At 44.3% G+C, this 22,066-nt stretch carries 21 protein-coding genes, 1 pseudogene and 1 riboswitch; of the genes and pseudogenes, 7 read left to right on the top strand and 15 right to left on the bottom strand.

Annotation, left to right across the window (positions count from 1 at the left end):
* Positions 1–20: 20 nt before the first annotated feature.
* Together rpoZ and gmk are read right to left on the bottom strand one after the other, a co-directional pair.
* A complete protein-coding gene (gene rpoZ / locus K08M4_RS14130) occupies positions 21–293 on the bottom strand; it encodes a DNA-directed RNA polymerase subunit omega (protein WP_009848003.1) in 273 nt (90 codons plus the stop codon).
* 119 nt (positions 294–412) lie between these two features.
* Entirely contained in the window at positions 413–1,036 is a 624-nt protein-coding gene (gene gmk / locus K08M4_RS14125) for a guanylate kinase (protein ID WP_048661314.1), read from the bottom strand.
* A 348-nt stretch (positions 1,037–1,384) separates the two neighbouring features.
* A riboswitch (purine riboswitch) is annotated at positions 1,385–1,484 on the top strand.
* A gap of 58 nt (positions 1,485–1,542) precedes the next feature.
* On the opposite strand from gmk, the gene K08M4_RS14120 reads away from it, so the two are divergent.
* Together K08M4_RS14120 and K08M4_RS14115 are read left to right on the top strand one after the other, a co-directional pair.
* Positions 1,543–2,913: an NCS2 family permease gene (locus K08M4_RS14120; protein WP_086050253.1), complete on the top strand. Its 1,371-nt coding sequence runs from the start codon at positions 1,543–1,545 to the stop codon at positions 2,911–2,913.
* A 225-nt stretch (positions 2,914–3,138) separates the two neighbouring features.
* Positions 3,139–3,564 carry a phosphate-starvation-inducible protein PsiE gene (locus K08M4_RS14115; RefSeq protein ID WP_009848000.1) on the top strand — a complete coding sequence of 142 codons (426 nt, stop codon included), beginning with the start codon at positions 3,139–3,141 and terminating at the stop codon, positions 3,562–3,564.
* 89 nt (positions 3,565–3,653) lie between these two features.
* Here the strand turns inward: K08M4_RS14115 and K08M4_RS14110 are convergent, their stop codons facing one another.
* The 10 genes from K08M4_RS14110 to K08M4_RS14065 form a co-directional block, all read right to left on the bottom strand.
* Positions 3,654–5,072: an alginate export family protein gene (locus K08M4_RS14110; RefSeq protein WP_086050252.1), complete on the bottom strand. Its 1,419-nt coding sequence runs from the start codon at positions 5,070–5,072 to the stop codon at positions 3,654–3,656.
* A gap of 121 nt (positions 5,073–5,193) precedes the next feature.
* Positions 5,194–6,777 (bottom strand): PTS transporter subunit EIIC, encoded by a 1,584-nt coding sequence (locus tag K08M4_RS14105; RefSeq protein ID WP_086050251.1) that lies wholly within the window; start codon positions 6,775–6,777, stop codon positions 5,194–5,196.
* A gap of 9 nt (positions 6,778–6,786) precedes the next feature.
* Positions 6,787–8,217: a Sapep family Mn(2+)-dependent dipeptidase gene (locus K08M4_RS14100; RefSeq protein ID WP_086050250.1), complete on the bottom strand. Its 1,431-nt coding sequence runs from the start codon at positions 8,215–8,217 to the stop codon at positions 6,787–6,789.
* 92 nt (positions 8,218–8,309) lie between these two features.
* Positions 8,310–9,011, bottom strand: coding sequence for a ribose-5-phosphate isomerase RpiA (gene rpiA, locus K08M4_RS14095; RefSeq protein ID WP_086050249.1), 702 nt, complete (start codon positions 9,009–9,011; stop codon positions 8,310–8,312).
* Position 9,012: 1 nt separating this feature from the next.
* The gene (gene tkt / locus K08M4_RS14090; RefSeq protein WP_086050248.1) at positions 9,013–11,007 is read right to left on the bottom strand and encodes a transketolase; all 1,995 of its coding nucleotides are present in this window, start codon (positions 11,005–11,007) and stop codon (positions 9,013–9,015) included.
* Positions 11,008–11,017: 10 nt separating this feature from the next.
* Positions 11,018–11,971, bottom strand: coding sequence for a transaldolase (gene tal, locus K08M4_RS14085; RefSeq protein ID WP_012603029.1), 954 nt, complete (start codon positions 11,969–11,971; stop codon positions 11,018–11,020).
* On the bottom strand, positions 11,968–12,711 hold the full coding sequence (locus tag K08M4_RS14080; protein WP_012603030.1) for an HAD family hydrolase: 744 nt from the start codon (positions 12,709–12,711) through the stop codon (positions 11,968–11,970). Before K08M4_RS14080 ends, tal begins: the two co-directional genes overlap by 4 nt.
* A gap of 53 nt (positions 12,712–12,764) precedes the next feature.
* On the bottom strand, positions 12,765–13,925 hold the full coding sequence (locus tag K08M4_RS14075; RefSeq protein ID WP_012603031.1) for an iron-containing alcohol dehydrogenase: 1,161 nt from the start codon (positions 13,923–13,925) through the stop codon (positions 12,765–12,767).
* Positions 13,926–14,040: 115 nt separating this feature from the next.
* Positions 14,041–14,772 (bottom strand): ribulose-phosphate 3-epimerase, encoded by a 732-nt coding sequence (locus K08M4_RS14070; RefSeq protein ID WP_012603032.1) that lies wholly within the window; start codon positions 14,770–14,772, stop codon positions 14,041–14,043.
* A 9-nt stretch (positions 14,773–14,781) separates the two neighbouring features.
* Positions 14,782–15,624: an HAD family hydrolase gene (locus tag K08M4_RS14065; protein WP_086050247.1), complete on the bottom strand. Its 843-nt coding sequence runs from the start codon at positions 15,622–15,624 to the stop codon at positions 14,782–14,784.
* A 211-nt stretch (positions 15,625–15,835) separates the two neighbouring features.
* On the opposite strand from K08M4_RS14065, the gene ulaR reads away from it, so the two are divergent.
* The 3 genes and pseudogenes from ulaR to cspE all read left to right on the top strand — a co-directional run bounded on the left by ulaR (position 15,836) and on the right by cspE (position 17,248).
* Entirely contained in the window at positions 15,836–16,612 is a 777-nt protein-coding gene (gene ulaR, locus K08M4_RS14060; protein ID WP_086050246.1) for an HTH-type transcriptional regulator UlaR, read from the top strand.
* Between the two features lie 13 nt (positions 16,613–16,625).
* A pseudogene (locus tag K08M4_RS22325) lies at positions 16,626–16,727 on the top strand (phosphate-starvation-inducible E); the annotation flags it as partial.
* A gap of 308 nt (positions 16,728–17,035) precedes the next feature.
* On the top strand, positions 17,036–17,248 hold the full coding sequence (cspE, locus tag K08M4_RS14055) for a transcription antiterminator/RNA stability regulator CspE (protein ID WP_004735656.1): 213 nt from the start codon (positions 17,036–17,038) through the stop codon (positions 17,246–17,248).
* A 315-nt stretch (positions 17,249–17,563) separates the two neighbouring features.
* Here the strand turns inward: cspE and K08M4_RS14050 are convergent, their stop codons facing one another.
* Entirely contained in the window at positions 17,564–18,430 is an 867-nt protein-coding gene (locus K08M4_RS14050; protein WP_086050245.1) for a YicC/YloC family endoribonuclease, read from the bottom strand.
* A 265-nt stretch (positions 18,431–18,695) separates the two neighbouring features.
* Between K08M4_RS14050 and rph the strand changes: the two genes are divergently transcribed.
* Positions 18,696–19,412, top strand: coding sequence for a ribonuclease PH (gene rph, locus K08M4_RS14045; protein ID WP_019826449.1), 717 nt, complete (start codon positions 18,696–18,698; stop codon positions 19,410–19,412).
* Positions 19,413–19,628: 216 nt separating this feature from the next.
* On the top strand, positions 19,629–20,270 hold the full coding sequence (gene pyrE / locus K08M4_RS14040) for an orotate phosphoribosyltransferase (RefSeq protein ID WP_004735727.1): 642 nt from the start codon (positions 19,629–19,631) through the stop codon (positions 20,268–20,270).
* Positions 20,271–20,404: 134 nt separating this feature from the next.
* Here pyrE and K08M4_RS14035 read toward each other — a convergent pair whose 3' ends face one another.
* The gene (locus K08M4_RS14035) at positions 20,405–21,385 is read right to left on the bottom strand and encodes a Kdo(2)-lipid IV(A) acyltransferase (RefSeq protein ID WP_029223859.1); all 981 of its coding nucleotides are present in this window, start codon (positions 21,383–21,385) and stop codon (positions 20,405–20,407) included.
* 23 nt (positions 21,386–21,408) lie between these two features.
* Positions 21,409–21,999 carry a nucleoid occlusion factor SlmA gene (gene slmA, locus K08M4_RS14030; protein ID WP_004741428.1) on the bottom strand — a complete coding sequence of 197 codons (591 nt, stop codon included), beginning with the start codon at positions 21,997–21,999 and terminating at the stop codon, positions 21,409–21,411.
* Between the last annotated feature and the right edge of the window lie 67 nt (positions 22,000–22,066).

Raw genomic sequence — 22,066 nt, 5'->3', positions numbered from 1 at the left:
ATTCTATCAGCGAATATGAGCTATCGAGTGTGCGCGATGCTGCTTACTGCTGCAAGTTCAGCCGCTTCTTGCTCTTGTTGCTCTTGACGCTCACGAGCATCTAGTACGTCTTTAGTGATAAGACCTTCTTCGATTTCGCGAAGAGCGATAACCGTTGGCTTATCGTTTTCTTCAGGCACTAGTGAATCTTTGCCGCCAGTTTGCATTTGACGTGCGCGGCGAGCCGCAATAAGAACTAGGTCGAAACGGTTGCCAACTTTTTCAACAGCGTCTTGAACAGTTACGCGTGCCATGAGGACTCCAAATAGTAATTAACTAATAAATTTTAGATGACGAGAAAGTATACAAGTTTAACTAGAGACTTTCTAGCTCACCGTATACTTATCTCAATGGAAAATCTAGGGGATCTAGATTATTCCGCTAATAAAGCAGTAAGCATGCCGCTGTATTTAGCTGCTTGCTTATCTTCTTTTAAGCGCTCCGCACGAATGATTGCTCTGAAGTCCATTAAGGCTGCATCAAAGTCATCATTCACGATCACATAATCATATTCTGCATAGTGAGAAATTTCTGATTTTGCTTCGCTCATGCGTTTCGCAATAACTTCGTCGCTATCTTGACCGCGAACATTCAAACGACGCTCTAGCTCACCATTTGACGGTGGAAGAATGAAGACACTCTTCGCTTGAGGCATTTGTTCACGGATCTGACGAGCACCTTGCCAGTCGATATCGAGGAATACATCGATACCGCGGTCTAGGTTTTCTTCAATCCAAACGCGTGAAGTACCGTAGTAGTTGCCGAATACTTCAGCGTATTCTAGGAACTCACCTTTACCAATAAGGTCTTCAAAATGATGCTTCTCTACGAAGTGGTAGTGAACACCATTTTCTTCACCAGGGCGCATACCGCGAGTGGTGTGTGAAACAGATACCTTCATTGCGTAGGTTGGATTGGTTTCTAGCATTGCTGAGATCAAGCTCGACTTACCTGCGCCACTAGGTGCAGATACGATGTAAAGAGTACCTTTGCCCATCTGTATAATTCCACTGTTGGTTGGATTGAGTGAAGGTGATAACCCGACACTATAAAAGATAGCACTGACCCTAATTTTTGTTCCGGTGGTGCATCTACTCATTGTTCCGGTGGTTACATCTATAAAGAGATAACGAGTGAAACTAATAGAGACAATTGGTGAAAATTAGGTCAGAAAAATGGAGGCGAAGAGTAGCATATTTAGATGATTGAGAACAACTGACTTGATCGTTATTTATTGGAGAATGATCTTGCTAAGGATCGTTGTATAAATGTAATGACTCGTCATATTCACTTTTTTATGTGATCTCGATAAAATTTGTTGAAGTTTTAATCTCAATCCTTACAATCCGCGCAAACGATTAAATGCTGTATATGTCTAGTAAAAAGGTCTAGATGTTTCTACTACCGAGCCTACCTTGGTGACTACAGTTTTTAGTGTAGAGATCCCTCTATTCTCACAGCATTTGAATCTCAAATTTCTTAATTTAATACATAGGTTTTGTTGTGAATACCGACTCCACCCTGAAAGCCCAGAAGACATCTGGCTCACTTGACACCATGTTCAAACTCTCAGAGAGAAAGACCACGATCAGCACTGAGCTATACGCAGGTTTTATTACCTTTTTAGCGATGAGTTATATCTTGGCGGTTAACCCAGCAATTTTGGGTGGCATTCCGGGAATGGACAAAGGTGCAGTCTTTACGGCGACCGCTCTTTCTGCTGCTATTGCAACGCTTATCATGGGCATTTGGGGTAACTATCCAGTCATGCTAGCACCTGGCATGAGCATGAATGGCTTCTTCAAAGGTTTATTGTTAAGTGGTTCAGTAGCGGTACTTTGGAATGAAGCATTATTTGGCATCTTCCTATCGGGTATTCTTTATCTTGCTTTCTCATTGACCAATATCCGTAAGTCGATGATTGAATCGATTCCTGAAGATTTGAAGTTGGCGATTACTGTCTCTCTCGGCTTGTTCATTGCTTTCTTAGGCCTTAAGAATGCGGGGATCATCGTTTCTAACCCGTTCGTACTGGTTGGCTTAGGTGACATTTCCGATCCGAAGGTGATTATCGCTTATGTGAGTATCTTCATCGCATTGGGCTGTATGGTTCGTGACATTAAACTAGCAACCTTCATCTCGTTCGTTTCTGCTATCGCGCTGACCATTCTTGCTGATGTATTCATGGGCACATCAAACGCACCCATCCCAGACCAATTCTTTTCAATGCCCCCAAGTATGGCGGGCAGCTTTGGCGCTATCTTTGATTTCTCTGCTTTTACGCCTGAGAAAATGTTCGATTTGTTGTTCATCGTACTTATCTTCCTGATTGTCGATTTCTTTGATGGTTTGAGCACGATTGTCGGCGTTGGCCGCGATGCGGGCATCATCGACAAAGACGGTAAGGTGCCAAACGCGAAATCGGCGCTAGTGGCAGATGCGGGCGGTACGGTGATTGGTTCGATTCTTGGTACCACATCGATCACTGCTTTCTCTGAATCGGGTATTGCTTCTTCTCAAGGTGCGAAAACAGGTTTAGCGGCAGTCATGGTGGCTGGCCTATTCCTAGTGTCTCTATTCCTATACCCAATCTTCTCTATCTTCTCAGCGGCAATGGTCGCGCCTGCGATGGTTGTGGTAGGCATCTACATGGTGGGTCGTCTTGGTCAGATTAACTGGGAAAAGAAAGAGTCACGCATTGCAGCCTTCTTTACCATTATGTTCACCGTTCTAAGCTTCTCTCCAGCAAACGGCATGGCGATGGGCTTCATCAGCTACGCATTCACGATGGTTGTGGCAGGTAAGCGCAAAGAAGTGCACCCATTGATCTACGGGCTGTGTGTGGTGTTCTTAACGTACCTGATTCTGTTGTAAGGTTAGTTAGCCACTAGAAAGTAGCTAAGTAAAAAAACAAGTCGATGGCTCTGCAGTGAATGTGGGGCCATTTTTGTATCTGTATCTGTATCTGTATCTGTATCTGCAAGCTTAGCTAATCGTTAATTGATGGCGTCATTCTAAAGTCGATGCTTTGAGAGTGCGCGACTTATATAGATGCATGCTAATGTAGAGACTGGATTAATTATTTTTTGAAGAGTGACTATGCCTTCTCACTTACCTAAATCTTTTAGTAAGCCGTTTTTAAAAGTATTTCACATTATGGAAGCGGTATTGCTGGTGGCGATCACGCTCGCGACCTTGTTTGCGATGGTCGAAGAGTTCATGCATGTTTTTGCTGAACGCCGAGTCCAGTTGACCGATATTCTACTGATGTTCATCTATTTAGAAGTGTTGGCGATGGTTCAGCAGTTTGTGATGAACGGTAAGATCCCGGTTCGATACCCAATCTATATCGCGATGATGGCAATAGCCCGTTACATCACGTTAGGCATGAAAGAGTTGGATGCAGTACTCATCGTTTGGTTGTCTGTTGCAGCGTTTATCTTAGCAGCGGCAACACTTTTGATTCGAGTAGGGCACCATTACTGGCCATATGTGGATCTTCGAACCAAGCAGCCGGATGAGTAATTCAATTAACTGAAATATGATGATCTAAAAAATTCGCCCAGCACTGCTGGGCGAACTCATTTAGTAACATACTAACCTGATAAGCAGTGTTAGAAGTTATAGATCAGTGCGATTTCAACACGAGAAATGTCATCACTGCTACTGCCGACTACGTCACGTGTGTAGTCGCTATCTAATGCGTAGTACATATTTAACTCAGACTTTAAGTTGCCTGTGATGTAATTATGGAATTGCAGATAGAACTGGGTGTAAGCGTATTTTTCGTCAGACTCTGCACCAAATAATACATCTTGGTTGAGTGTGTAGATTGCATCATCTGTGTTGGCACGCCATGTCGACATAAAGCCAGCGATGATGGATTGTTTCGGCTGATACTCAATCACAGTGTAAGAACCGACCTGCATTGCGTTACCGTAAGCGCCATCATGCGCGAAACCCAGTGGGTCACCTGTCCACAAAGGGTTAAACGTGTTCACTTTGTCGCTGTCTTTATCTGAACCTGATGCGTAATGTAGGTTCAGACCTAAGCGATAGTTCCAGTCTGCTTTCCAGTTGTAGTTCAAATCGGCATAAGCCATGTAGGCTGAGATATCTTTACCTGCATGATCGCCAAATTGGTAAACACCATCGAGCATGTAACCAAATCCTTCACTCACAAAATCATGTGCATGTAAGCCTAAAACTTGAATGTCGACATCACCGTCAGGTGCATTAACAAAGCTTTCATTGGTGAGTTTATTACTCATTATGTAGGCTTGCATTGCCCCGAAGTCAGTTCTCCAATTAGCGAATAAGCCGGTCGATTTTTTGCCATTGGTTTTATCATCCCAGTTACCACCGAAGCTGCCATCTTTGTAGAGAGGGAATACTTCCTCGCCGTAGTATGCGTCAAAATTGATGCCTGCTACGCTGTATTTTGCGCTGGCTGCATTCCAACTTGATTGAACTGGCGTTGGTTCACGGTTCATCATTTGCCATTCATTTAAGTATATTTCTTGGCGACCAAGGCGGGTACTTAGGTATTGCTCACCGTCATCGAGTAATTTGAATTCGGTAAACAACTGGTGGAAGTCAGTACCGGCATCGTCTACTGGACCCGGACTATCGAGGTTAGTGTAATTGGTTCGAATTTCACCAAATACACGCATCCAGTCTTGGTAAGTCACATCGGTGGAGAATTGCATGCGAGTACGCAGTTCATTTTTCTTGCGGTTTTCTCCGTCGTACATGTGATTCCAGCGGTTATCGAGTGCGGCTTTTACATTACCGCTAAATGAGACTTTCCAGTCACCACTGTCATCAATATCTAAGCGTTTGAGTTTTTCTGAAAAGCTTTTTTGACTTTCGTCTAGACCATCGACATAGCTCCAGTCTTCATTGGTTCTATCTCCCCAGAAGGCGATAGGGTTGCGCTCAGACCAGCTTGATGTTGTATTTTCGTTTGCGTGTAGGACGCCAGAAACACAAAGAGCAAGTAAAGTAACTGCATGTTTAGTTATTGTTTTCATTTTTATAATTTCCATATTTCAGGTGCACGAACCCCTTCCTGTGACTTGTAGCCACAGGAGAGATTGCAATTGCTAAGGTTTTATAAACTCGTAACGGTAGGGTTACCGAGGAAGTGCTTGGTTAAGAATCAATGCCAAGGGCTTCTTTGATACCAGACGCAATCGTAATAACGTTCGCTCCGTATATCACTTGAATGCCTTTGTTCATTCTGACGACTCCAATAGCGTTGAGCTGTTGTTTCCATACTTTATCGCTCGCGGCTAGCGACTCGTCGTGCAGCGAAACACGCAGTCGAGTCGCACAGTTTGTTACGTTCTCGATGTTGTCTGCACCGCCAAGCGCTTCAATGATTTCAACTGGCAGACCTTTTGAGGTTTGCTCTTTTTTCTTTTTAAAGTCTTCCTTTGAGTAAAGTGCGATATCGCCATCTTCGTCTTCGCGACCTGGGGTTTTTGAATCAAACTTCAGGATGAAGAACTTGAATGTGTAGAAGTAAATCGCGAAGTATAGTGGGATAATCCACAATAGAGCCCAAGCATGAACCTTTTCAGGTTGTAGTAGGTTAGGCACCATAAATAGCAGCTGATTACCGTGAATTGAAACACCCATCATTTCGGTGATCACATAAGCAAGACCATTTAGCGGAACATGCACTGCAAAGAATAGGAATGGTTGGACGAATAGGAAGGTGTATTCCAGTGGCTCGGTAATACCGATAACAGCAGCCGTAAATACTGCAGGCACCATGATAGCGGCTACCTTCTTACGATTGGCTGTTTTTGCTGTTACGTACATTGCATAAGCAGCACCCGTTAGGCCACCAATTTGGATTGGAATACGACCGCTGGTAAAGTTATGTGTAATGTAGCTCGTTGTCTCTGGTGAACTCATTTGGCCATTCATGATGTTACGAACACCTTCGTAAACAACACCATCAATCTCCATTACGCCACCAACACGAGTGTATTCAATAGGGAAGGCGATAAGGTGATGTAAGCCAAATGGCAATAAGCCTTTGTCAAATACGCCAAATAGGAAAGAGCCAAAAATACCTGAGCTAGTAATCAAGGTAGTGATGGACTGCAGTGCCCCAGCGATCGGCGGCCAAGCGTAGTAAACAAACAGCGCGATAGGCATGATAGCGAAGTAAGCGAAAATCACTACGGCACGAGGGCCAGAGAAGAAGCTCAAGAGTGCAGGCATTTCGAATTTGTAGTAACGGTTGTGGATCCAAGCCGTAATACAACCAACAAGAATACCGCTAAAGATCCCCATGTTGTAAGCGAAGATACCTAGAGACTCACCCCATAAAGAGTTGAAGTTTTGCGCTGCTACTTTGTCGTAGCCAGCATCATTCATTAATGACGCAACGCTTGTGGTTTCTTGAGTCCATCCGTGAAATGCAGCGATCGACCCGATAGCGACATTGAAACACATGAACATGGTAAAGCCAGTGAAGGCTGCCCAACCTTTTTCAGATTTCGCCAGCGCGAACGCTAGACCAATCGCAAAGAAAGGCGGTAGGTTGCGCATGACCATCAAGCCAAGATCTAACATCAGCTTAAAGAATGCCCAAATAACAGAGTCGGTAGCAGACATTTGGTTTACAACACCAGCGCCTACACCAATAAATATACCTGCGATAACCAGTACGATGATGGATACCATCATACCTCCAGCAAGTGCTTGAACCTTATCTCTCATAATTTACTCCTAAAGTGATATGAGAACTTTCACGTATATTGTTATTGCTCTTTTTAATGACTCGAGGCTGAGCCTTTCATTAGGCTCATGGACACGAGTCACATCACCAGGAAAAGTAGGTCCGAATGCCACACCATTGTTTAGCGCGCGCGCGTAAGAAGCCGCACCTTTACTAAAGCACTGAGCGTCCATTTTGGTAACTTCGGAATAAGCTTTTCCCATTGCTTGGATAAGTTCACTTTCGGGTGAGAGGTAAGATAGAGGTAAGTACTGGTGTTCAATCAATCTCACTCCGTATTGTTGGGATACATACTGGAGTTGGGTACGAGCTTGATCGATAGTCAGTCCTTTAGGAAACCGAAAATCAAAATCCAAGTTGTAGCCATGTTGATTCAAATTGATGGAGGAGACACAGCATGTAGTCGACCCCATTTCATTATCTTGGTGTGCTAGCCCTAATTTCGAAGCATCATTGGAATCACTAAAACACGCGTCTAGTAAATCAATTAAATTTCGAGAGTTAGTGTCTAACCCTTCAACATGTCGCATGTGACGAACAAACTGATCCATACAGTTATCGACCTTATGCGGGTTGCGAGATTTCTCCCACGGCGTTGACAACTCAACGCAGTACAACTCCTTTTGTTGGTGGTTGTCACTTTGTGCCACATTGGCAAGAGTGACCGTTGCTGAAGTTTCAAATATTGCTGCTACTTCAGCCGCTTTTTCTCCTGTCAGATAAATCGATAATTGATAGCAGGTGGATGTTCTGTCACGCTCACTTTCAATGCTTACGATCTGACAAGTTCCTAGGCCATTGTGAGTTGGGAATTCTCGTTGTAATGACGCATATAGGATGCCTTTTTCTCCATTAACGATTGGGAAGTCGCCATCTGGAGAGAAACCATAATCCGGTTGAGGGTTATGATTAAAATAATGCTCTACACATTCCCAAGTTGTCTCTTCTGCGCCGCCGATGATTACTCTTATTTTTTTGTCGAGTCTTACATCAAGCGCTTTAAACATCTTGAGAATATACAGACTGGCCATTAACGGGCCTTTGTTGTCGGTAACGCCTCGCCCTAATAAGTCATCACCGTGTTGGTGCATCTCAAATGCAGGGGTTAACCATGAGTCCAAATTACCTGCTTCTACCACATCTACATGATGCAATATGCCGATTTCTTGTAAGCCTTCGCCATGGCTGATGTCCAAGGCATAACCATCATGATCACGGACTTCAAACCCTTCTCGTTTCGCCCAGTTAATTAGAAAGTCGAATGCGTTTCTAATCGGTAAACCAAAAGGAGCATTGGGTGAACAGCTGCTGATATCTCGTACAGACGGAATAGCAATTAGCTCAGATAGATCACGCGTAAACGTTTCAATATTTGAATCAAAATAGCGCAGTGTTTGAGCTGAAAAATTGCTTTCCGTCATGTTTTATTCCTAAATTATCCTTACTGACATGCTTGTAAATAGACTTGCAAGCGAGGTCTCATTTTGATTATAAATCCCAGCTATTGAACGTGTTATTTTGATAATAAATACGTACCTTCTGCATTCGAAAAAGCCATGAAATCGGCCGTTCTTTGCGCGAAAATACCGTTCTCGACGACGCCAGGAATAGCGTTAATTTGGAGTTCTAATCGCTTTGGTTCAGCGATGTCCAAATGAGCAACATCGAGAATGATATTGCCGTTATCAGTGGTGCAGTCTTGACGCAACGTCGGGTGTCCACCAAGGCTTTGTAAGGCATTAAACACAGCGGTTTGTGCGGCAGGTAAAACCTCTACAGGGAGTGGGAACTTTCCGAGTTGAGTGACCAATCGACCGCTATCCGCGATGGTGATGAAGCTTAGAGCAAGCGTCGCGAGTACTTTTTCACGAGCCAGTGCTGCACCACCACCTTTCACGGTCATGCCGGTTGTAAGACCTTCATCAATGCCATCAATGTAGAAATCAACACGGCCACATTCAGATATGGATATCTCATTCAGCCCTGCAGAGGATAAAGCTCGACTTGAGCGAACCGAACTGGATACGCAATGAGCAAACTCAGCGCCACTCTCTTTCAATAGTTGAATGAAAACTTCAACTGTTGCACCAGTGCCGATACCAATCACGCTAGAAGGTGTTAGCGTTTTTAGGACTTGCTCTAAGGCTACTTTTGCAGCCTTAGTTCGCAGGCAGTCTTGGCTTTGGTTTTCAATAAAGCGTTGTGCCATGCTCATATTACTTCTCCAGAACCGCTAGGGATTTTTCAACGATGTTTTCAACCGTAAATCCAAACATTTCGAAGAGTTGCTCTGCTGGTGCTGATTCACCAAAGCTTGTCATTCCCACAATGTCGCCGTGTAGCCCGACATACTTGAACCAGTAGTCACGGATACCAGCTTCTATGGCAACTCGTGCTGTAACATGGCTTGGTAAAACCTGTTCCTTGTATTCCGCGCTTTGTGCGTCAAAAATATCGGTGGCCGGCATTGAAACTACGCGGCAGCGAACATGGCTGAGTTGTACTTTTGCTTCCATGGCGAGTGCTACTTCAGAGCCCGTAGCGATTAGAATCAGCTGTGGGTCACCTTCACAGTCAGAAAGGATGTATCCACCTTTCGCTACATTGGAAAGCGTGTCTTGATCACGTTCGAATTGAACAAGGTTCTGGCGAGAGAAAATCAATGACGTTGGGCCATCAAAACGTTCGATAGCAGACTTCCAAGCCACCGCGGTTTCTACTTGGTCGCAAGGACGCCAAGTGCTCATGTTTGGGGTAAGTCGAAGCGATGCGATTTGTTCAACCGGTTGGTGTGTCGGACCATCTTCCCCCAAACCGATAGAGTCATGGGTATAAACGAAGATACTGCGTTGCTTCATTAGTGCTGCCATACGAAGCGCGTTACGAGCGTACTCCATGAACATCAAGAACGTACCGCCGTATGGGATAAAGCCACCATGCAACGCCACGCCATTCATCATTGCAGACATCGCAAATTCACGAACGCCGTAACTCAAGTAGTTTCCTGACGCATCTTGAGCGGTAATTGCTTTTGAGCCTGACCAGTTAGTTAAGTTTGAAGGGGTTAAATCGGCAGAACCTCCCAAAAACTCTGGCAGTAATGGTCCGAATGCTTCAATAGTATTTTGTGATGCTTTGCGAGTCGCGATGGTTTGTGGATTCGCTTGCAAAGTCTGGATTAGATCTTGAGTGTGCTGATCCCAATTTTCAGGTAATAGGTTCTGGCTACGACGCAAAAACTCAGCGGCTAATTCTGGGTGCGCCTCTTGATAAGCATTGAAACGTGTTTGCCAGTCATCTTCATTGCTTTGTCCTTTATCTTTCCCATCCCATGCTTGGTATACATCTTGAGGAATTTCAAATTCAGGATGGTCCCAGCCGAGGTTGAGTCGAACCAATGCGACTTCATCAGCACCTAACGGAGCACCATGACAGTCATGACTGGCTGACTTGTTTGGTGAGCCAAAACCAATCACGGTTTTGCAGCAAATTAAGGTTGGTTTATCTGTTACGGCTTTAGCTTCAGTAATCGCTTTGTGAATATCATCAGCGTTATGACCATCAACATCAGCAATAACATGCCAACCGTAGGCTTCAAAACGTTTTGGTGTGTCATCAGAGAACCAGCCGTCGACTTCGCCATCAATCGAAATGCCATTGTCATCCCAAAAAGCGACCAGCTTCCCTAGTCCAAGCGTACCGGCAAGTGAACATGCTTCATGAGAAATACCTTCCATCATGCAGCCGTCGCCCATGAACACGTAGGTGTGGTGATCAACAATATCGTGGCCTTCACGGTTGAACTGTTCAGCCAGCACCTTTTCAGCCAAAGCCATGCCGACACCGTTGGTGATGCCTTGCCCTAATGGGCCTGTAGTGGTTTCAATACCTGGAGCGTAACCGTATTCAGGGTGACCTGCGGTTTTACTGTGTAATTGACGGAAAGATTTGATGTCATCCATTGATAGCTCGTAACCAGATAGGTGTAACAAGCTATAGATAAGCATTGAGCCATGGCCATTCGACAAGATAAAACGGTCGCGGTCGGCCCAGTTAGGGTTGCTCGGATTGTGTTTTAGAAAATCACGCCATAGAACTTCAGCGATATCGGCCATGCCCATCGGTGCTCCGGGGTGGCCCGAGCCTGCTTTTTGTACAGCGTCCATGCTTAGAACGCGAATAGCGTCAGCTAATTTAGTTCGTGTAATCATTATGCTTCTCCTACAGGCGTGCTTCGATCATGGTTTCTAACTTGCCTTGATCGACTGCAAAGTTACGGATGCCTTCGGCTAGCTTTTCTGTTGCCATCGGGTCTTGGTTCATCTCCCAGCGGAACTGTGCTTCAGTCATAGCTGTTGGTGTATCTTTGATGGTGTCACGGTCGGCAAAGAGTAGGCGCTCAACAGAGCCTTCTTGTGCTGCAAGTTGGTCTAAAATTGCAGGGCCTATGGTCAAACGGTCACAGCCCGCTAATGCTAGGACTTCATCGGCATTGCGGAAGCTCGCGCCCATCACAACCGTGTTGTAGCCATGATCTTTGTAGTAGTTGTAAATTTCAGATACTGAAACGACACCAGGATCTTCATGAGGAAGGTACTCTTTTTTATCGGTATTGGTTTTGTACCAATCTAGGATACGACCGACAAAAGGTGAGATTAAGAAAACACCAGCTTCTGCACAGGCTTTGGCTTGTGCAAAGTTGAACAGCAGAGTTAGGTTGCAGTTGATGCCTTCTTTCTCTAGCTCTTGAGCTGCTCGAATGCCTTCCCAAGTTGACGCTAACTTAATTAGGATTCGGTCGTTACTGATGCCAGCTTCGTTATACATGCCGATAAGCTTACGAGCTTTTGCCAAGCTTGCGACTCTGTCGAATGACATACGAGCGTCGACTTCTGTTGAGATGCGCCCCGGTACCGTTTTTAGAATTTCTAAACCAATGTTGACCGCCAGTTTGTCTCCAGCGTCGATCAACTGTTGTGATTTGTCGTTGCTTTGTGCTTTTGCCCAAGTGATCGCATCGGCGATTAAGTGATCGTATTGCGGCATTTCTGCGGCTTTTAGTACTAGAGATGGGTTAGTTGTGGCGTCTTCAGGTTGAAATGCAGCAATAGCATCAATATCACCTGTGTCGGCAACGACAGTGGTGTGCTTTTTCAGTTGTTCTAATTTATTCATTGTTCATTCTCGGTAAGTTGGTTTATCAATTGCAGTAGCGTTTGATCATTCATCGAACTCAGCACCACGTTGGCTAGCGAGACATCGAGGTGACGAGTGAGCAAATTGGTTACTGCAACTGTTGGTATTCCTGCCGATCGAGCCGCCATAATTCCAGGAGGGGAATCTTCGAAAGCGATGGCTTGATGGGCAGATACACCGAGTTGTTCTAATGCCGCTAAATACACATCGGGATGTGGTTTCCGTCTATCTGAGGCAATGTCTTCTGCTCCGATAAAGCAGTCGAAATAGTGTGTAAGGTTCAAACGATTCAGAATTGGCATGTAATGATCAGCCTCTGAGCTGGTGGCCAGTGCAATGCTCAATGAGTGTGATTTAGCAAAGTCTAGATACTGACGGACACCTTCTCGTTCTGTTATTGAAGCAATTAATTGGTAGGCATGAGCGATCACTCGATCGCGAATTTGTGAATCGGACAGCTTTTGATTCGACGCTTTGTTGAATAGTTGATAAAGGTAGGTTGCTGGCGCTGAGCTCCCAACTAGGCCAGCAACCTGGAGTGGCGAAACTTCAACGCCGTATGGTTTTAACAAAGCTTCCCAGGCTTTGAACATACAGGTTTCTGTATCGACGAGAAGACCATCGAAGTCAAAGACCAACGCTTTTAGGTTACTGGCAATGAATTCCTCTCTTTCCAATTTCAAAGCTGTATGACCTAAAGTGTTGTTCTTGCATTCCATGTTTCAATCTCCATTTTCTTTAATTATGACAAACGTGAATTTGTGACTGTCGCTTATTCAACCAAACTGGCCTGCAATACTTTTTTCATTTCTTCACCACTGGTTAGTGGTAGATCAAAGCAAAAAGCCGGCTCCAACTTTTGAACATCTTCTTTGGTGACACCTACTTGAGTTAAGTTCGATTCAAGACCGATGCGTTCAAGGAATTTCACAAGAGCAGCCGCTAATGATTGAGCTTTTTCTTCGGTACTTCCCACAGCACCAAATAACTCAGCCACTTGAGCAAATCTCTCTGGTTGCTTGCGCCATTGAAGTTGTGCATAAGCTGGATAAACCACTGCGAGTGTTAACCCATGTGGTAGGTTTGTTTTGCTACTACCTAAGATTTCGCCTAAAGGGTGTGGCGCCCCCGCACCGCCATTAGCTAGCGAGATCCCGCCAAGTGTGTCTGCTTTCGCGAGTTGGCAGCGGCCATGTAAATCTGCGCCGTTGTCGACAACACTCGGTAGGTGATCAATGACAAGCTTCATTGCTTCTAACGCCATACCATCAACAAATGGAGATGGTCGAGTACCCGTAAATGATTCAAACGCATGTGAAAAAGCATCAAATCCTGTCATAGCTGTCATACGTGGAGGCAGTGTCAGCATGAGCTCTGGATCGATTAACGCTTCACAAGGGAAAAATTCAGGGTGAAACAGTGTTAGCTTTGCATGTTGCTCAAGGTCGGTAATCACTGCCGCTTGCGTCACTTGAGAGCCAGTTCCCGATGTTGTAGGTACAGCGATCAAAGGTACGACTTTCGCGGGTAGTGGGTTGACGTCCCCAAACGGTGAATCATAAGTGGCAAACCAATGAGCCCAATCTAGAGACTCTGTATTGATCGTTGCCGAAATGATTTTTGCTGTATCAATCGATGAACCACCACCAATGGCCAAAACCACATCACAGTTATTTCCGATGGCCACTTGGCGGCCAAGTTCAACGACGGTTGTAGGCGGATTCGGTACGACACCATCAAAATGAGTCACTTCAATTCCTTGCTCTGAAAGCAAAGTAAAAATGCGGTCATAGGCTGGCTTTACTGCATCAAAAATAGGTTCGGATACTACTAGGCAACGTGTGCCATATTGAGCGATAAGCTGACCTATTTTCTGAATCTCACCCGCACCAAAGGTTAGCTTGGTCGGTTGATAGTGTTGAAACTGTGTCATGGTTTAATCCTTGGTAGTGGTGCCAAACCCGAGCATAGAGGGGGGTAGGTTTAGCACCGTTATTTCTAGATTGCTGTGGCGCATCGATTCGATAGAAACTGCGCTAGGCAATTACTTAAACGGTTTCGACTTCTTTTGTGTCTGCCGCTGCTTTATCTTCCAGTTGGTCGATTGCTGCGCGGAAGTCACGAACGCCTGCTGTGATGCCGTCTTTGTGGCCAAAGATATTTGTCGATGCAACCATCACATCAATATCTTCATTAAGCAGTTCTTCGATGTTGTGGTTACGGATACCGCCATCTACACATAGCTCACAGTTAGGGTTGCGTTCGTTGATGAGTTCACGTGCTTCGCGGATCATTGCAATCGCAGATTTGCGCCATAACCATTCATCATCGCCATCAGTAATGCCGTGAATAACAATGTGTAAACGGTCTAGGTAGTAGATAGATTCTTTAACAAATGACACTGGCGTTAATGCACCAACGGTTAAACCAAATTTCATACCGTGGTTTTGACAGTACTTAATGATGTAACACAGAGGAGCACCGATAAAATGCTCAGCTGGTAGAATCAGCATGTCTGCACCAGCAGCTGCGATTTTATCGATAAATAATTTGTCGCAATCTTTGAAGTAAGCGTGAACTTCAATTGGCTTTTCAGTGTAAGGACGAATGCCTTCAACAATTTGATGCCCCCCCATCAATTGCAGGTTTTTCAGGTCATGCATATCTGCTGCATCACAGTGGATGTAATCGGCACCAGCATCAGATACTTCTTTCACTACGTCTGCAATGTGGCCGTAATCTACGTGTGCTAATCCTGCGGCAATTTTTACTTTTTTCATGATTTATCCTTAGTAACTAAAAGTGTTTTGGCATGTGTGTTGGCCTTCTTGCACTATCAAGCGAAGGTACTGGCCAATTCCACAGCCGTTGTTATTGGTAACAATTAGATTAGCCATGCCTTTTAAAGCAGGGCTGGCATTAGCCATTGCGACAGGTTCTCCGACAAGTCGGAACATAGAGGCATCGTTGTCCCCATCCCCAAAAGCAATGGTGTTATGAGATGAAATTCTTTGGTCATTTAGCCACTGCTGAAGAGCGTGGCCTTTGGTGGCTGCTTTAGACGTAATGTCCAATTTATTCGGTGTTGATAAGTCAGCTTGGAAGTGCGTTTTTAAGGAATCTCGTAACTGGTTTAGAGATTCTTTGTCTTGGCTAGACACTAATACCTTGTATACATCGCCACTGCGAGCGATGAGTTCGGTCAGCGTTGGGATGATCTGCAGCTCCATTGCGGCATTAATAACCTCAGCCTTTTTTTCTAAACCCTTTGTATGAGTTGATTCTTTTTGAGCAAAGATGCCTTTACTTGAATAGATGGTGAAGGTGAAATGTCCATCATTCAGTAAGCTCAACAGACCCGTTAGTGATTCATGACTAATTGTGTGCTGATGTTGAACACGTTGTGTTTTAGGGTCATAAATATAGGCACCATTGCAGCAGATGATTGGTAGCGATAATTGAAGTTGGTCAACATATGGCATCATCAGCTGGTGCGGTCTACCACTCGCCAAGCTCACCTGATATCCATTATTAACGGCAAGACAAATCGCTTGTTTGTTAGTCACGCAGATCTGCTCAGCATCACTTAACAGTGTTCCATCTAAATCAATCATTACTGCTTGGTATTTCATTTTACTCTCCAGTGACTTCTCATGACGCAAGTTGACTATAAGTGGTCAAATGCGGTCACGTAAAGTCATTTTTGATTTATTGTGAACAAAATAATGGTGTTGATCACATATTTTAAGTCAGAATACTTCATAAAAGGTCATATTAAGAATTCAATTGCTCAAAAGTTCATAATGCGTCAAAATACTTCAAAAGAACTTAATGGTATGAACAATGAATGAAGCTCAGCGTCATAGAAGCTTGTTGGATCATCTAGCAAGTCACACGTTTATAACGACAAATGACTATGTAAAGATGTTAGATATCTCTTTATCTACAGCTCGTCGGGACATTACAAAGTTGGCGGAAGAAGGAAGGCTGAAAAAAATCCGTAATGGGGCAGAGGTAATCAATTTTGACTCGTCCCTAGCCGCAACTCATGCACCAAGCAGCTTTATCCCCTGCGAAACAGATATAGAAAGCTATGTAGCGAAAAAGCGAATTGCTAAAGCTGCGGCAGATATGTGTGAAGAACACGACAGTATTATTGTGAGTGGTAGCAATACGACTTTTTTGATGGGAGAGCATTTAGCGCATCGTGATGTGCAAGTTGTGACGAATTTTATGCCATTGGCTTATCAGCTGATTAGTCAAGATCATCAAAGTATCATCATACTTGGTGGCCAATATCTACCCGAACGTCAGATCACTATTTCTCCAGATGAAGAAGCAGCAGATGACCATAAAAGTCGTTTTGTCTTCTTTACGGGTACGGGTGTTACGACAGCTGGCGTGCATACCTCTGATCTATTGGTCTATATGGCAGAGAAAAAGCTGCTGGAGTATGGTGATCGTATTGTGGCTCTGATAGATAGCAGCAAAGTAGGTAAGCATGGTGGGAAGTTACTCGCTACCGCTTCTCAGATTGACACATTGATTACAGATGACGGCGCTGACCCTAAGGTGCTTGATGCTTTACGAGAACTTGGTGTGAAGATACTGGTAGTTTAGTTACGTGGAGAGTGCTGTTGCGGCGTTTGTTTTTGCTTTTGTCGTACTCTTGATTCTAGTAGAACATTATTACTGGCCATATGTGGATCTTCGAACCAAGCAGCCGGATGAATAATTTTTTAAGATCAAAGCGTTATAAATGAGCTTAATGGCGTAGTAAGGCTGTAATCTGAGTCAACCGAACAAAAAAACATCAATTATTTTCAAATAAAGCTTTACAACCCGACCCAGATCACCAAGAATGGCCTCGCTCTGTTTTCAGAGTTATTAAATGAAACATCAGTTGTAAAGTAAAACCCTTAGTATTGCTTCATTGTTATTCTCAGTGTTTCCCTTGGCTTCATAGATACATTAAATAATTCAAGCTTTCAGCGCATCGCACTTTTGGCGATTAATTTTTTATTTTTATATAAGGGACACATCATGTCTAACAAAACAAACGGCGTAGTAAAATGGTTTAACGAAGAGAAAGGTTTCGGTTTCCTAACTCAAGACAACGGCGGCGCTGACGTATTCGTTCACTTCCGTGCTATCGCTTCTGAAGGTTTCAAGACTCTTAAAGAAGGCCAACAAGTGTCTTTCGAAGTAGAGCAAGGCCAAAAAGGTCTTCAAGCTGCAAACGTTGTAGCTCTATAAGATTTTAAGTCGGCGCAGGTTGCAATAGCAACTTGCGTCACTTTCTCTCTCAAACCAGTTTTACCGTAACATTCTTCTCCACTTGCAACACCTCCTCTTAATATTAAAAATCCTTTTGTACACCTGCTCAGTTCTATCTATCGCTGTATCTATTTTTTGTGCTAAGTACATCTCCGGCGTAATAATCTGCTCACTTAGTCATCCTGATTGTCATTATTGTATCCATAAAAAAAGCCCCAAAAACTAGGAGCTTATCTTGATCTAATCAACACTGATTCAGCTAGTGGCTATCCACAGTGTGTTACTGACGAACTGTTATTCAATGTTCTGGATCTGCTCACGCATTTGTTCGATAAGAACTTTAAGCTCAACGCCCGATGCTGTGATGTCTGTGCTGATAGACTTAGATGCTAGCGTGTTTGATTCACGGTTGAACTCTTGCATCATGAAGTCAAGTTTACGGCCACAAGCGCCACCTTTCTTCAATACTACATTCGCTTCTTTCACGTGAGAGTCTAGGCGGTCTAGTTCTTCTGCTACGTCTGACTTCTGAGCCAGTAGGATAAGCTCTTGCTCAACGCGAGAACCTTCAAGTTCAATCTTCGCATCTTCAAATTTGGTAAGAAGACGCTCACGTTGCCATTCTAGGATCTCAGGCATGCGTGCACGAACTTTAACGACTTCTTCAGTGATTGCATCTAAACGCTGAACGATGAGCGCTTTCATGTTTTCGCCTTCACGAGCACGAGCGTCAATGAATTCTGCGATGGCATCGTTGAATGCTTCAAGTAGATCTTTGTTGATGGTATCCATGTCTTGCTCTGGAGTTTCCATTACGCCAGGCCAGTTCATTATTTGGAATGGGTTCAAACGGCTGTCTTCACCTGTCATCGTCATTACTTGGTTAGCAGCATTGATTACTTGCTGAGCCAAACTTTCGTTAATGCTTAGCTCGCCTTTCGCAGCTGGGTTTGCTTCAAAACGTAGGTTACATTCAACCTTGCCGCGCGCTAGACGCTTACGGAAACGCTCACGTAAGATTGGCTCTAAACCACGGAACTGTTCAGGCATACGGAAGTAAGTTTCAAGGTAGCGTTGGTTTACACTACGGATTTCCCATACTGCTGTGCCCCAATCGCCTTTTACTTCTTTGCGCGCGTACGCGGTCATACTATAAATCATCGAATTTTCCTGTCTTTTATAATTCTGAAAATAACGCGCACGCATAGTATCACGATATGAGGTGCTCCCGAAGCTTGTCGCTTTTCACTATAAATAGCCTTTCATTATAAATAGCTTTGAACGGTAAATAGATTTGAACGGTAAATAGATTTGAAAGATAAACTGCTATATAATCTTGCCCCAATCAAAACTGTCTCACCCCTTTCTTAGGTGATGCACTCTTTCGATAGTAAATCACTTCAGACTGTTAATAAGGTAGATACCAATGCGTCCAAATGACCGCGCTGTAGATCAAATTCGTCCAATTAAAATTACTCGTAACTACACAGCTTATGCTGAAGGTTCTGTATTAGTTGAGTTCGGCAACACTAAAGTTCTATGTAATGCGACGGTAGAAGAAAACGTACCGCGTTGGTTAAAAGGCCAAGGAAAGGGTTGGGTAACCGCTGAATACGGCATGCTTCCACGTGCAACGCACACTCGTAACCGTCGTGAAGCGGCGAGCGGTAAGCAAGGTGGTCGTACGATGGAAATCCAACGTCTGATCGCGCGTAGCCTACGTGCTGTTGTTGATCTAAAAGTCATGGGTGAAATCATGATCACTGTCGATTGTGATGTTATCCAAGCAGACGGTGGTACTCGTACTGCTTCTATCTCAGGTGCAAGCGTTGCAATGGCTGACGCTATCAACAGCTTACTAGCAAGCGGCAAACTGAAAAAGAACCCAATGAAAGGCCACGTAGCGGCAGTTTCAGTGGGCATCGTTGGTGCACAAGCACTGTGTGACCTTGAGTACGTTGAAGACTCAGCAGCTGATACCGACATGAACGTTGTAATGACGGAAGACGGTAAGATGATCGAGATTCAAGGCACCGCAGAAGGCGAACCGTTCAGCCACGAAGAGCTGATGCAGCTTTTAGCCCTGGCAAATAAGGGCATTGCCGATATCGTCGAAGCGCAGAAGTCGGCGTTAGCAGAATAGTTTTTAGATAGCTCCTTTCACAAGGAGCTATTTTTTTATCTTCGTCGTATTCGCGCCCTCCGCGTTGTTAACTGCGCTTACTCACCCGAATCACTTACTACTCGTAAGCTCACGGGGTTCGCAAGCTTGTTGCCTAGCGGAAAGCACGACTACTTAGAAGATACTGAGATGAGTTTAAGTTAATTAAGTTTTATTGAATAAACGTAGAGGAAAAACATGAAAGCATATCAACGTGAATTTATTGAATTTGCACTAGAGAAAGAAGTACTTAAGTTTGGTGAGTTTACTTTAAAGTCTGGCCGTAAGAGCCCTTACTTCTTCAATGCTGGATTGTTTAATACAGGTCGTGACCTAGCACGTTTAGGTCGCTTCTACGCAGCAGCATTGGCAGATTCAGGTATTGAGTTCGATGTACTATTTGGCCCTGCATACAAAGGCATCCCAATCGCAACAACAACAGCGGTTGCACTAGCGGATCACCATGATGTGGACACGCCTTACTGCTTCAACCGTAAAGAAGCGAAAAACCACGGTGAAGGTGGCAACCTAGTGGGTAGCGAACTTGAAGGTCGCATCATGCTAGTGGATGATGTGATCACTGCTGGTACTGCGATTCGTGAGTCGATGGAAATCATCCAAGCAAACGGCGCTGATTTAGCGGGTGTGCTTGTTGCTATCGACCGTCAAGAGAAGGGCAAAGGTGAGTTGTCTGCGATTCAAGAAGTAGAGCGTGACTTCGGTTGTGCGATTATCTCAATCGTTAGCCTGACTGATTTAGTGACTTTTCTTGAAGAGAAAGGCACAGACGCAGCACATCTTGAGTCAGTAAAAGCGTACCGAGCTCAATACGGAATCTAATTCGTAAACTGAAGAAGTTGAACCTAATGGTTTAGTTCCCTCTGTTTAGAGTTTAAAAAAAGAAAAATGCCCGAGAGATGCAACTCTTTCGGGCATTTTTTTACTTAAATCTTATTGGACAGAACAAGGCTCGTTTACTTGTAACGAATGCCTTTTTCCGCTTCTGGATCTTCCATGGTTTTGAAGCGCTTGTGTAGCCACATCCATTGCTCTGGGGCTCTTAAGATAATCTTCTCAAGATAGCGGTTCATATACGCTGCTGCCGCTTTTTCATCTTTCTGCGGATAGTTATCTTCGATTGATTCGTCGGCCATGATTTCATATTTACCGTCGGCATTTCTAAAGCCAGACCCAATAACGACCGCGCATCGACTGGTGTAAGCCAAAATGCTGGTTCCAGTGGTGGTGCTTGCATCCTCTACTGCAAAGAAAGGTACGAATACAGATTTATTGCGACCGTAGTCATGATCAGGGAGGTAGAAAAGGGTCTCACCTTGTCGCAGTCTTCGGATCATACGTTTTACGTCTTTACGGTGAACTAGACGGTTGCCGTTTTGAGTTCGACCGCGGTATTGAATGAACTCATAAGCTGGGTTGTTATGCGGGCGATAAACACCTAGGCCAGGAATACCCAAGATCGGCATTGCTCGGGCTGTGATCTCTAGATTCAAGGCATGAACACAACATAGTAGAACGCCTTTACCGTTAGCCTGATGACTACGAAGAACTTCGGTATCTTTATCAACTAGGATGCGCTTGAAGCGCCATGTTGGCCAAAACCACGTAATACCGGTTTCAACCAATGCCATACCAGTATTTTTAAAATTCTCGCTGACCATTGCCGCGACTTCATCTGCTGGCTTATCGGGGAAGGCTAATTCCAAGTTACGTGTCGCTACCGCTACGCGTTTTTTTCCATAGCGGGCACCAAGAGCACCTAACGAACGGCCTAATAGTAGTAATACTCGGTAAGGTAGAATGTTGACTATAAAAGCCAGTAACCCAAAGCCAAACCAAACTCCCCAATATTTAGGGTGCAGTAGTGCTAGGGTAAAAGGTGGCTTATTAATAACGTGTTGTACCGTGCTACTTGCAGGAGAGTTTTTCGTCGTCATAACCATCACTTAAGATATTGAGTTTACTTAATCTGAGCGCTGAGTAGAGCCCAATAAGCATCAAAGTTTTCTGTCGGTTGATATTTGAAGTCCGAGCGAACAAATCGATTTAAACTTCCTTCAACCTGACCTAACAATTGAGCCGCTAAGATTTTTTCATCAACCGGGAATGACTTCCCTTCTCGAAGCTTTCTTTCTCGTAGAATTTGACGAAGTTGTGTCTCAATACGTTCGAAAAGCTGATTGATGCGATCGCGTAGGCGTTCATTTTCAAACATTAGAGCATGACCAGACAAAATTCGAGTCAGGCCTGGGTTACGTTCTGAGAAAACCAAGATAAGTTGTAGCACTAGGCGTATGCGCTCTAGTGTGTCTTTCTCTTCATCTAGAATACGGTTGATTCGAGACATCAACGCTTCTTCAATGAACTCGATCAAGCCTTCAAACATGCGAGCTTTGCTTGGGAAGTGGCGGTATAACGCAGCTTCAGAAACACCAACTTGCTTGGCCAACTTTACCGTTGTGATACGAGAAGCACCTTCGGTCGATTCCAACATTTGTGCTAGAGCTTGCAGGATTTCTTCACGACGGTTTGATTTTCGAGTACCGGCCATCTATTTACTTCCTTTCCTAAAGATGAGGATTGAGTGAAGCAGGATTATAAACACCATTCAATTCTGT

The organism is Vibrio syngnathi, assembly GCF_002119525.1.
In the GTDB taxonomy this organism is placed as follows: domain Bacteria; phylum Pseudomonadota; class Gammaproteobacteria; order Enterobacterales; family Vibrionaceae; genus Vibrio; species Vibrio syngnathi.
The sequence above is the reverse complement of the archived record's forward strand: the minus strand, read 5'-3'. Positions and strand labels throughout refer to the sequence as shown.